Origin of the sequence: Citrobacter sp. KTE151 (genome assembly GCF_000398845.1) — a bacterium.
Classification (GTDB): Bacteria; Pseudomonadota; Gammaproteobacteria; order Enterobacterales; family Enterobacteriaceae; genus Citrobacter; species Citrobacter braakii.
Window position 1 is genome coordinate 139241 of record NZ_KB976063.1, and the last position, 12203, is coordinate 151443.

General features: G+C 51.7%; 7 protein-coding genes. All 7 read right to left on the bottom strand.

Going from position 1 to position 12203, the window contains the following annotated elements:
* Nucleotides 1–35: 35 nt before the first annotated feature.
* The 7 genes from WC7_RS20520 to WC7_RS20490 are packed head-to-tail and all read right to left on the bottom strand — an operon-like array spanning nucleotide 36 to nucleotide 12199.
* A complete protein-coding gene (locus WC7_RS20520) occupies nucleotides 36–1250 on the bottom strand; it encodes an ABC transporter permease (protein WP_016151918.1) in 1215 nt (404 codons plus the stop codon).
* The gene (locus tag WC7_RS20515; RefSeq protein WP_016151919.1) at nucleotides 1240–1965 is read right to left on the bottom strand and encodes an ABC transporter ATP-binding protein; all 726 of its coding nucleotides are present in this window, start codon (nucleotides 1963–1965) and stop codon (nucleotides 1240–1242) included. The genes WC7_RS20520 and WC7_RS20515 overlap by 11 nt, the downstream gene beginning before the upstream one ends.
* Nucleotides 1965–3926 carry a vWA domain-containing protein gene (locus tag WC7_RS20510; RefSeq protein WP_016151920.1) on the bottom strand — a complete coding sequence of 654 codons (1962 nt, stop codon included), beginning with the start codon at nucleotides 3924–3926 and terminating at the stop codon, nucleotides 1965–1967. The genes WC7_RS20515 and WC7_RS20510 overlap by 1 nt, the downstream gene beginning before the upstream one ends.
* Nucleotides 3923–4936 (bottom strand): flagellar basal body-associated FliL family protein, encoded by a 1014-nt coding sequence (locus WC7_RS20505; RefSeq protein WP_016151921.1) that lies wholly within the window; start codon nucleotides 4934–4936, stop codon nucleotides 3923–3925. Before WC7_RS20505 ends, WC7_RS20510 begins: the two co-directional genes overlap by 4 nt.
* Nucleotides 4930–7644 carry a virulence factor SrfC family protein gene (locus tag WC7_RS20500; RefSeq protein WP_016151922.1) on the bottom strand — a complete coding sequence of 905 codons (2715 nt, stop codon included), beginning with the start codon at nucleotides 7642–7644 and terminating at the stop codon, nucleotides 4930–4932. Before WC7_RS20500 ends, WC7_RS20505 begins: the two co-directional genes overlap by 7 nt.
* Nucleotides 7644–10712: a virulence factor SrfB gene (locus WC7_RS20495; protein ID WP_016151923.1), complete on the bottom strand. Its 3069-nt coding sequence runs from the start codon at nucleotides 10710–10712 to the stop codon at nucleotides 7644–7646. Before WC7_RS20495 ends, WC7_RS20500 begins: the two co-directional genes overlap by 1 nt.
* Nucleotides 10713–10729: 17 nt before the next feature.
* Entirely contained in the window at nucleotides 10730–12199 is a 1470-nt protein-coding gene (locus tag WC7_RS20490; protein ID WP_016151924.1) for an SrfA family protein, read from the bottom strand.
* Between the last annotated feature and the right edge of the window lie 4 nt (nucleotides 12200–12203).

Consider the following 12203-nt stretch of genomic DNA (forward strand, 5'->3'; position numbering starts at 1 on the left):
AAATGATAAATGCCTTGGGCAAGTAGGAATAAGGGTTATGCCTCGCGCAGGCTCTGCGCAGGTTCAATATTAATGGCGCGCCAGGCACCAATGCCGGCGACCAGTGTCGCCACGATGATGGTGAGTATCAGAGCGACGAGGCCGTGCAACGGGGTGATCTTACAAATCATCTGACCCGTTGCCTGACTGCCCGCTAACGCCTGGTTAAAGACCTGACTGGCTAAGAGGTAGATCGCAAAGCCGCCGATATAAGCCACCAGACTAAGCAGACAGCCTTGAAAAATCACATAGGCACCCACTGCCGGACGGGTAAAACCGAGCAGGCGGAGGACAGCAATATGTTTACGTTTGCGGTCAACATTCGCGATAAATGAGCCAATAAGTGAGGAAATACAGCCAACCAGTGCAGTGGCGGCAATGGTATTAAAAATAATGCCCAAAACCCGATTGATGCTTTTCACATTTTCTATATCAGCCAGACGGCTGGTGGTTTCGATGCGCTGCTCCCGGAGATCGCGCTCAAGGCTGGCAACCTGATCAATATCGCGGGCGTATAATCTGGCGCGTGCGTAGAGCGGTGGTTTACCGTCAAGCTGCGCACCGCTGGTCATCCCCAACCCAGTTACCGCATAGCCATCGCGGAAATGTTCAAGCGCAAGCAATAACGAAGGCTGGGTAAAGATTGCGGCACGATTAAAATAGGTCGCAGGCAAAATCCCCACGACGGTAACGCTTTTTCGTCCCCATTCCCGGCGTTCATCAAGCATTCTGCCTACTCGCAAAGAGAGCGAATCACCAACACTGACCGCTAATTTACGTGCGGCTTCTTGGGTAATGACAACCTCGTTTTCCTGATGGAGTTCAAGGGACTTGAGTAAAGGGTCCCCTGAGTCTGTTGGAATAACTTCAGCATTCTCAATAAAATGTGTGCTGTCTGTTTGCAGGTCAGCAAGCGTATTTAGTGAACGCGTTTGTCCGATGGCGAAACCCACATCGGGTCGCTGCCGTAACTCTTCGATCCAGTTTTGGTTGTAGCTGCCGCTACTCAGCATACGGATTTCCAGGTTACGAGGGTCACTGGCCAGATCTTCTTGCAGCTGGTTCACAATCCCAAAACGCAAACCGAAAAGAAGTAATAAAGGTGCGATAACAGCGACGAGAGAAGAGACGATGCAAAAAGAAATGATGCGATCGTGCCACAGGTCTTGCATAGCCAGGCGGCCCAGCAGTCTGGCTCGGTTAAAGGACAAAATAGGTTCCTCCCTGTTCGTGATTCGACGATGCCACTAACGGTTCAGGCTGGGCAGTTAAACAGGGTAAATTGAAATGTTGTACCAGTGGCCAGTCATGGCAAACAATCAGCGCCATCATGCCTTCCTGGCGGACCAGTTCAATAAACAGGCTAAATAATTTCTTTGCGTTGTAAGGATCAAGTGCGGCTGTTGGTTCATCCGCCAGTACCAGTTTTGGACGGTGCAATATCGCACGTGCGAAAGCGGTTCTCTGTCGTTCACCAAACGACAACTGCGTTGGATATTTGGCCAATAATGGCGCAAGTTTGAGAGCATCGATTACTCTATCCAGCAGCGCGTTGTCGGGGCGTAATCCCAGCAATTGACACGGCAGAAGGATGTTATCTTTGACGCTCAGATAGGGGAGCAACCCCCCATTTTGTAACACAAAGCCAAGCTGACGGGCGCGAATACCCGCTAGTTTATTATGTTGTTCATCCTTTATCAGCGTTGCGATATCAAATTGCTGTGCACCTTCTTCCAGCTCGAAGCACCCGATTTTACTGGGCTGCAGTAATAAGCCGATGGCTTCCAGTAGCGTGCTTTTACCACATCCACTTTCACCTGTGACCGCGACCACCTGGCCTGACCGCAGCGTGAACTGCGGCAGGTAAACCCGGTGAGCATGACTGCCCTGACCACGAACAACGCACAACTCTTCTATGCGCAGCATCAGGGCATCATTTCCAGTGGGATGGGATAAACGCGATCGCGTGGATCGCTTCCTTTTGCCAGCTCAACCCAGCGATCAACATCGGCGTTATATTTTTGGTAATGACGCAGTTTGGATGACAGCGTGCGGATAAATTTCTCCTGTGACAATCCATCCCAGCTTTTCCAGGTCTCTTCGTCGAGGTTCAGGACATCGCTCTTATAGGGAAGATCGGCCAGATATTCTCCCAGTACACCCAGATCGCCAATGCGGGTATTATCCTGTTGTTTCAGCTGGTTAGGATCAGCGCCCATTGTTGCTGCAACAGTACGCAGTTGCTCAAACATTTTGGTCGGTGAGATCATCCCCTCATTTGCTGCTTTAAGGATCTGGCTGACAGCATCGCTTAAGTCACTTAGCTGACCTTTGGTCAAGAGAACACGAACGTCGGTGGTAGGAATGTTTTGCTTAATCAGGTCGCGGTCGCTAATCCATGCCTGAAAGACTAACGGGGCTTGTGTGCTGTTACGCTTACCCAGATAGGCCAACTGCATGGCATGTCCAATTAATGCCGTATCCTGAAGCAGCTTTTGCTCCGGTGTCTGTTTCTGTCCATCGTCTTTCGCGTAAAGCGCACTACCAATCGCAGCATCACCCATGTAAGCAGATTTAACCTGCTCAGTAATGGCGGAAGCTAGCGCATCTACCTGCTGGCCAAACATCTTAAGATCACCGGCATTTACGGCCTGGTAAAGGTTGGATTGGGTACTGTCAAAATTGGAGAGATCGCGGTACTGGCTTTCGGCTTTGGCATGGTTATCTTTGCCGACTGATGTTTTTAGGTGCAGCGTATAGATAGCAATACCGCGGTTACCCGCCTCAAGGCGAAGCTGGCTGGCATCCAGACCGGTACCTGACAGTTTGTTGCTGCCGTCAATAGCACCTGCATCGGTAATCAGGACCATGTAACGTGCGCCAAACGGGCTCCAGTCAATGTCATCAATAGCTGATAGCACGCCGGAATACGCATCCTCGTCATACAAAGAACTGGAGACTTTCGCTTCTTTTAAATCAGCGACCTTCTTCAGGAAATCCGCACCATCTTTCACATGGCTAGGATCTGCGTAAATCTTTGTGCGGTACTCAAGGCCCGGAACGGCTTTGGTGTTTGAACGAAATGAGATCAGCCCAAACTTAACCTGCCCATCCAGATGCTCTTGTTTGATCTTGCCATAGATCTTATTAACCGCTTCTTTGGTACGTTCAATGTAAGGCCCCATTGAAATGGTTGAGTCAATAACGAAGACCACCGAGGCGTTAAACCCTTTCAATTGATTTACGTTATCTTCTTGTTTTTTAGCCGTTTCAGCTTTACTGACGGAGGCTACGTTAAGCAGACGAGTATAGAAGCCATCTTCAGTCATGACCTCTTCGCCGCTCAGGATTGGCAGCAGATAAAACTGCTTTTGCAGATCGACAAAATACTCGGGCTCTTCAGCCTGAATACCCTCGGCATGGCCGTCCCGTTTTAACCTGGCGCGAAGCGGGGCAATCAGCGATACGGGATCGGGGGCAGAGAGAATATCATCAAGGCTTTTTCTCTCTTTAAAGAACAGCAAACGGTCACGGTTTGCCGGGTTGGTAAATGCCAATGTGAGCTGCATTTTCCAGTCGACGGTACATGACTTTGGCAACCAGCCAATAGTTTTACCAAAGCTATCCGGCCCGACCTTAAGCCAGCTCTGGCCGTTTGCATCTTCTTTTTGATAAACATACAGGCTGCTGAAGGCCGGCTGTAGCTGACCTTTATCATCACCTGCGGTAGTCCCAAGTTTGCAACCCGGGGTAGTGAGAACACGTTGATATAACGTTTTCTTACCTTCCTGGAGCAGAGGTTTGTCGCCATCAGCGGCAAATACATGCCCGCTGAGCAACAGGCCACATAATGGCAGAGCCAGACGACTCATCGGATTCCAGGTCATTTTCCTAGCTCCTTAAGGCGCTGTTTGGCCGTTTGGTTGTCAGGCTCCGTTTGCAGAACCGTTTCGTACCAATATGCTGCAGTATCTTTATCTGGCGCTTTGAAACATTCACTTGGCTGGTGGTATTTCGGGTCGTATTCACCTGCGTACACGAGCGCGATTTTGGTATCGCCACCCTGGGCACGGTTAGCATACAGACGCTGTGCAACACCACATTTTTTAGCCTCTTTTGCGGCCTGGATAATGGTCAGCAGTTTGTCACTGTCGAGCTTTTCCTGAACACAGCTCTGGACGAAATCAAGCTCGTTCTGGCTGTTCAAACCCTGTGCAGAACAGGTACTATGAGCGACAGGCTCTGGTGCGGAAGCGGGTGCAGACGCCGGTGTTTCTTGCTGTGCTTGTTCAACGGGGGGGACTTCCGGTGATTTATCCCGCCCTAAAAACCACCACAGCGCACCGGCAATCACGACTAATGCCAGTATTGCCGCTCCAATGACAGGAAGACGGGAGGGCCCTGATTTCGCTGGAGTTCTCACTTCAGTATGAATAACCGGCTCTACAGGTTCAGGGGCAACAACGGTTTCTGTCGCAATGACGGGCTCAGAAGGAACTTCTGGAGTAGCCAGCATGCTGCTGCCGCTATAGTTGCCTGTTTCACCTCTTGCTTCAGAAGAGAACAGTTCGTCGCGCGCCAGCTGTAACGTGGTATTGCGTGTTTCTCCAGAATCCAACTTGATCTGAATTTGTACCTGGCTTGCCGTCGCCAGCAATGGGTCAAGCAATGTTGGGCCAATACGAAAACCGCTACCATTATTCAACGCATAACCACCGTTCATGGAAAACCAGTGTTGTGCCGGGCTCCAACTGCCATCGGGTTGTAGGTAGTTCTGCTCGTTATTGCACAGAGTAAAGGTCAGATTAGTCAATATTGCGGTTTCACCACGCAGGCGGACCATTAGTTGTGCAGTACCTGGCTCTGCCGGCTGGCAGGCGATGATTTTAGCTAGCATGGCATGCTCTCTTGTTTCAATTGGCTGATAATCTGACCAAGTTGACGATTCTGTTCGAAGGAAATATCCCGTGTGGCGCTATGACCCGCATTGTCCAGGATGACGCTCATCAAAGCAGAAAGCCAGTCACCCAGATAGGATACGCCGGGCTGTGGTGCGACGGCGGCGAGTTGTGGCAACTCATCGTTAGCGAGCTGCTTCTGACGCAGAAACACTTTATTTTTCTCGCCAACATAGCTGTTGGGTACCTTTTCTGCTGGCAGCGTGAGATAACCAAACCAGGCAATAAAATCACGTATGGTCAGTTGAGCACGTAAAACCTGACGTGCTCGCATGTGTACGCGGGTTGTTTCAGCCTGCTCTTGACCCGCCAGGGCATGTTTCAATGTCCCTTCCAGATCCAAACGTGTGGCGGCGGTGATTAGCTCTTCGCTGAGTTGATTCATCAGCTCACTGCTCATGCCCAGTTGACGCCACTGCAACGGTTGCTGCGGCAACTCCCGTAGGTGGGCTACCCAGGCTTTAAAGGCCTGATGCGCGAAATCATCATCCTGGCCTACACGTTCCGTTGCGGCAGTTGCTGGCGCATCAACAACGGCGGTTTCAACAGGTGTAGTCGCAAAGGGATCGCTGGCAAAGGGGTTTTCAGCGAAAGGATTACCACCAAACGGGCTGGTTGCGAAAGCATTGATGGTCGGGCTTTCGCCTTCGGTTTGCGGCGCCTGGTCGAGGTCGCGAATACTCAAATAAATGTTGTTGAGCTCCTGAGTCGGCAGAACCAAGCGTTCGATAAGCTCCCCCATATTGTGGGAACATGCAGACAAGCCCTGCCATAACTCTTTGGCAATTGCTTGTTTTTTCACAATCTGCCCATCACCGTCTTTTTCGTACCACCGACCAAGGCGTTGATCGCCGGTTTCCATGCGACATTGCAGCAGTTGTTGCTGTAAACGTTTTAACTTGAAGTCGAGATGGGCGACGCCGCGTAGTGCTTTAGTCAGGCGCGACATTCCACCGTCGTTGAGTTCGAGCATTGCCTGCCAGGCTGCTTTCGGTTCTGCAACGTGCATATTCACATTTTTTCCGCAGACGAAGGTACTGCCCATGGTATCGAGTACATCACGGTAACGATCGCTGATACCCACTTCCAGGAGTCGCTCCTGTCCAGCATCCCCTTCAAGCCTCAGGAAGGGGTTATCGAGCCCGGGTTTGCGTACCAGGAAACAGTTGTTGAAAGGCTGGTTGGGTGCCCATTGTGGAAGCCATTCATAGTGCGAGAAACGCTCCAGTAAAGTCATGTGCATCATACCTTCCCAGCCTTCTTTTAACTGGCTTTCGGTATGTTGCAGGCTGTTGACGATTCGCATATCACACATGGTGATTGCCCAGAACAGACCCGGGTTGCGGCCTCCGCGCTCTTCGGCACTCTTACCCTGGGTTTTCTCTACCCAGCGGTTTAATACCGGACCCACATCAGCAACGTCGCTCTGTTTGGCTGAGCTGGCGCATACGACAAGCGCATTCATTTCCTGGTTATCTGTATAGCGTTCGAACAGGTAAGCAACTTTTCCGCGAAGCAGGAGCTGCGAAATTGCGTTAAGTCCATCCCGGCCAGCCTGTTCAAGTGCAGTGATCTTGAGACGACCGCGATAGCCAGGGAAGTCGAGCAGATCAACCTGTTCCACAACGCTGTCGGTTTCAACTTCTGCCAGAGGAAAAATCAGCTCTGTGGTTAAGGCCGCCAGTTCCGCCTGCGTTAAGTTGGCGCTACCAATTTGTTGTTCTTCTTTCCAATAACGGATCTCAACGTTGCGATCCTGGCTGGAGCCCAGCCTGTTCAGGCTATCAACGTTCATGATACTGCCGCTGCTATGGTCAGTCAGCGTTTCCAGTGGGGCAAATACCATCCGGGTATGGTTCAGTTTCGCCAGTACATTGGCTAATGAACGGTAGGTTTCTGTGAGGGCTGGCTGTTCTCCCCACAACAGGGAAAAGAGCTCTGCACGATCATTTGGGCTCAACGTCGGGGCAATTTTCAACACCTGCGGCCACCAGGCGTGTTCAAGCTTCTCAACTGACTTTTTAAAGGAAGCGTTAAGGTAATCCCACAAGGCGACGACATCTTCCTGGCTGACGCCGTTATATTCCTGTACCTGCACAGCCCGCTGCAGGAATGGGCGCAGGCGCTCTTCAACCCGGCTTTGGTCAAGCTGATAGCTCAATTGCTCATGGTTGAAGTCGTTAAACCACGCGTTGGCCAGAATCTTAGCCAAATCGATTTCACTGAACAGGCGCAACGGCACTGGGTATCCAGCCGGTGCGGCGGGCGCCTGACGGGTAAAGCGAGTGACCAACCCCGTCGCTTCTTTACCTCCGCCGACAGGGTTAACCTCTTTGATAAAGTCAACACGCCTTTCGCCGTAGAGTGCTTCCAGCGACCCATTGCTACCAGCGGCGAGCGCTGAAATGAGGTACGATTTCCCTGCCTGAGAAATACCGAAAAAACCGACGGTCATCGGTGTTTTGGCAACCTGAGTCAGGCTATTGGCCAGGTTTCTCGTACGCAGCAAACTCAAGTTGAGTTTGTCTGCTTCGTTGTCTAAACGACGTGAACCGGGGCGTACGTTGTCGACCCATCCGAGTGCGTCCAGGCATCCCTGAGCGATAGCAGCCCAACCCTGAGTGAGAGATTTTTGTTCGCTATTCATTATTTTTTAACACTCCCGCTATCGAGCCAGTGACGGCTATCAATGAGCCCTCTATCGGGCATCGTATTGAGTTCCAGATCCAAATCACGTTTGCTAAATGACTTATCGGTGTTGCTGCTGACATCGGCGATCGTCAGGCGATCGCTAATCAGTCCAAGTTGACGAGCTCGTTTACCCTTATCGATCGCCAGTCTGACTTTGAGATACGGGGAGCCGTTATCCGTGGACTGAGCCGAAGAGAATTTTTTACGTCCTTCTTCGCTAAAACGTAGGGTATACAGCGGTGCAGCAGTCCAGCGTTCTGCATTCAACTGGCGATAGCCTAAGCGCAGGTCGCCACGCATAACGATGCTTTGTGTGGTTTTCTCGCCATTTTCCTCGGTGATAGCCGGAAGCTTGATCTGCCCGTTTTCAGACTCGATATGTTGATAAACGATGTCGGCATCGCGAATCAGGTTATCCATATCAATGGTGCCGATATGGCGAATCGTTGAATACGGTTTCAGCTCTGAGGTGCGGAAATGGAAGTTAGGAATGCTATGGTTTGCACACAATTGCGTGAGCATGGCACCCACTGAAGCCGTACTTTTCGGATCGTCGATATGACCGTTTTTATGGAACGGATACCAGGTACCAGTCTGATAACCATGTAACGGCAGAATACGCCCTGGCGGTAACGGAAGGTTGCGACGAATAATCGCCTGAATCCCAGGTAACTGAGACGGCCGGCCGGTGAGTAGCAGCAGATCGCAATGATAATAAGACAGCACTTCACAGAGTGCGGTCAGGACTTTATCGATGCTGAACTTACCTGCACAGAGATCGCCATGGAGTTTGGCGAGTGGCAGATTAAGCATGATATCCGCGAGCTTAAAGTCGGTCGGACCTCCCGCTTTCTGAACTTCTCGGCGCACGAATCCTTCGACTTCATCACGAATACAACCGACTGGTAGCAAATCGCCGACACGTTGGTTAATCAGGGTATGCGTTTGTTCATCAAGCGGATCATAATGTTCGTATGTTCCCAGGATATGTAATGCGAGCGGGACGAACAGCTGCAGGCTTAGCTGTTGGCGAAGCACGGCTTCGGCTGCACTAATATTCTGCGATCCGCACAACTGGGACATCAATGTTTCAGTGGACATCACACCGACTTCACGCAGGGCTTGCTCAAAAGCGGGGAGAACGTATGACTGAATAACATCCAGCAAAATGTCATCACCTGCGATCTTAAAACTGTCGCGAAAGCGCTGGTTGGGGATGATATGTACGTTAGTACCACCACCTGTGTGCCCATTATGATCGAGGCGGTAATCGGTGATCACCAGATCGGTGGTCCCGCCGCCAATGTCAATTGACGCGATAGTGATACTTTCACGATCGGTACGGTCTGGTCGGCCAATTGCGTCGAAAAACTCTTCCGGATGACCGGCAAAGTTCTGATTAATCTCGGTGTACAGGTAAACCAACTGTGCACAGGAGGCTTCGTCCCACTCTACCCTGATTTTAGGTAATGGGATCTTGATGTTAGCTTCCGTATGCTCTTCTTGTACGTCTTTGTACGGATCGTTCTCGCCGTTGTGCCAGCGTAACGATTTCCACACCAAGCCGACAGCCTGACGCATGCGTTCATCCAGCACACAGCGTTCAGCCATGGGCATACCTGGTGGAACCGTCAGAATAATATGGCGTAGCTGACGCGGGATCCCGGCGTGTCCCTGACGAATACGCTGCTCCGGGCTGTTAATCTGGCTAATGGCCTGGGTCAGAACTTCAGCCAGCATAAAGGTCATCAGCGAACTGCGTGAGTAGCGTGGCGTAAAGACGGGGATGCGATCCATCTCATCTTCAATGGTGTGCAGGGCTTCGCCTCTTTCATCGATCAGGTTGGCAAACGGTGCCGCCGTTGCCAATGGATTGCTGTCCTGCACATAGCTGCCATTAAAACGCCAACCCTGGCCATAAAACTTCTCATCCCACAAATAGCGTTTAGGGCTGGATAGACCCGTTGAACCTTCGCTGCCTTTACGACGAGCCGCCAGACGACTGGCTTCACCACCAATACGTGCGATAGTTGGCCACTGGAACGCGTCGTGGCGGCCGCTGCGTACAGAGCAGTGATCTTTGCCGAAGAAGGCTTGCGAAAACTCGACCCTGCTTTCAAAAGGATCGGTATAGATATGTTCGGGGGCGCTGAGATCACGTAGTTTCAGCACATAGTTGTGCCTCATGCCTGAACCTGATTGCCCATGATCTTCAATAAGAATGCCACAGGTGCGCGAGTTGCCCACGTCGAGTATCAGGTCGACGGCGATGGGTTTAATCGCATTGGTTTCCTGATTGGCGATCACTCTGAACTGCGGCAGTTCAATGACGGGTTCAGTCTGGATTTGCAGACCTTCGACTGGAATAGCCATCAATGACAGAAGGTTCAGGTAATGTGCCAGCGGGTATTGCTGTGCAAGTTCCTGCTCACGCTCGTCGATATCCCGGCCTTTGCTCGCTTCTTTGAATACTTCTTTGAGCCAGTCGGTTATCCAGTCCTGCGTCAGGTACCAATTTAGGGCATAGGTTGCTGTCGCGACGGCGAAGGTTGCCCCAGCATTCACATCTTCCTGGTTCGGACTGAGATCAGCGGCAGCCTGCTGTTTAGCCATAATACGGGTGTCGATCGCCAGCGTCATGCGATGGCTGTGACCATCTAAATCGGGTTCTGGTAGTTTGACTAAACGAAAACGAGCCCAGTTTAACGGTCCCTCCTGGTACACATTCGGTGGGCTAAAGCGAAACAAAGGAAGCGGTAACCAGATGCCGTCGAACAACTTCAGGCTCTGTTCAACAGGGATATCGTACTGGCTTTTTGCCTTCTCGATGTTATCGGGGGTCGGCTGATAGAAATAGTAATCGCGCTGCTCGTTGTAAATTAAACGGGTGAGTACACCGTTTGCTAATTTGACAAATTCGCCAGCAGGCAGGCGGCCAAGTGACAATCCGAAATCCATAAACTGGATCCCAGAGTCACCCACGAGGGTAATTTGACGATCGAAAGATACAATCTCAGGCAACATAGTTATCTCGTCCCTGTTCAGGAATTAGGTTGAAGCATGCGAATAGGGAATGTTTTTTCCCCATCATTACTGCCAATACAATCAGCGTGGCCAGCAGCGGCTGATTTGCACTCGATTGTCGGTACAATAAAGTTTGAACCGTCGCTACATTTCATCTGCTCAGGATTGGTGATACTTAGCGCCCCTTGCTGCACATTGCCGCTGGCAGGGCCACGGCAGGTCACACCGCTGGACTGGCGTATGCTGACGGTGCCATTACCCTGGGCAAAGTTATATTGCAGTTGCAACGGTCGCCCGGTGAGCTTGTCCTGAATACCACCATTCACGCGCCATTCTCCGTTAAGAAACTGCGCCGGGCCATCGGGAAGGGCCGGAGGAAACGTCAGCGGTGTGCCCTGTGCTGGGATGACTGGCTGCGTGGTGACTGGTTGAACTGTGGGGGGCGTTTGAGCGTCTGCGGCGCCAGGTACAGCAGGAGGTGCTGGAATAGTCGACGCATCAGCGTTGGCATCACTTGCAGGAACAACTGGGGGAATTGTGTCGTCACCGACCTGCGTGGTTGCTGTCGCTGCCGGAACGGCTGGCGATGTTGGTTCCAGAGCTTGCTGCGCATCGACTGCAGTACCCTCAGATATACCAGGGATGACAGCTGAACCCACGACGGTTTCTGAACTTGTGCGGGAAACCTGCGTTGTTACATCGGAAACGCCTACGGCTGGACGTTCGATGGCAGGAGCCGCATCGATCGCCGTTTTATCCGTGGCGATGGCTGGGAGTCCCGGAATGGAGAGTGATGGTACGCATCCGCGTAGTAGACCTAACAATAATGCCAGCAGCAGCAATGCAAGTAGCAACCAGAGTAACCAACGCCAGCTCCAGCGTCTGCGCACTACGGTATATACATCAGGTGTAACAGCTGGGGTTACAGCGGCGTCTACAGGAGCCAGAGGGGTTGAGGCCGCGTGAGGGGGGGCTGGTAGTAATGCTGGACTCAGCCAATGCATAGGGTTACGTTGTTCGCCTTCCGGATGGACAAATCCCCAAAAGGTAATCACCAGGATCCCGTTTACGAGGTACACAAATTCATAATCCGGGAAATGTGTGACTGACTTCAGCAACTGTGCGAAGACGCGGCGATCGCCCCCAGTCCTGTTTTGCTCAGCATTGAGTAACTGTTCACTTAACGCCTGCACTGACATTTGAAACGCATTAAATTGCTGGCGTGCTGATTCCCGCTCCGCTTCACTCGCACCGCTCCAGGGGATGACATCGCCAGGGAAGCTGCTGTACCAATCGGTTCTGTCACCACCCTGATCGTTTTGTGGGATAGCTAAATGACGAGCCAAATCGCGCCCTGCGTCAAGACGGTAGATTGCTTCACGTAACTGGAACGCCATCTTAAAAACGGGATAGCCCGTTTCACCCAGAGCCTTAAATGAGGAATTATGCCCGGTACGCAGCAGTGGTCCCTGAATCGAATTTCGCATTGTC

Excerpts from the sequence above, each read along its gene's own strand:
- WC7_RS20490 (WP_016151924.1), bottom strand. The coding sequence starts at position 12,199 with ATGCGAAATTCGATTCAGGGACCACTGCTGCGTACCGGGCATAATTCC.
- WC7_RS20500 (WP_016151922.1), bottom strand. The coding sequence starts at position 7,644 with ATGAATAGCGAACAAAAATCTCTCACTCAGGGTTGGGCTGCTATCGCT.
- WC7_RS20510 (WP_016151920.1), bottom strand. The coding sequence starts at position 3,926 with ATGACCTGGAATCCGATGAGTCGTCTGGCTCTGCCATTATGTGGCCTG.
- WC7_RS20505 (WP_016151921.1), bottom strand. The coding sequence starts at position 4,936 with ATGCTAGCTAAAATCATCGCCTGCCAGCCGGCAGAGCCAGGTACTGCA.
- WC7_RS20495 (WP_016151923.1), bottom strand. The coding sequence starts at position 10,712 with ATGTTGCCTGAGATTGTATCTTTCGATCGTCAAATTACCCTCGTGGGT.
- WC7_RS20515 (WP_016151919.1), bottom strand. The coding sequence starts at position 1,965 with ATGCTGCGCATAGAAGAGTTGTGCGTTGTTCGTGGTCAGGGCAGTCAT.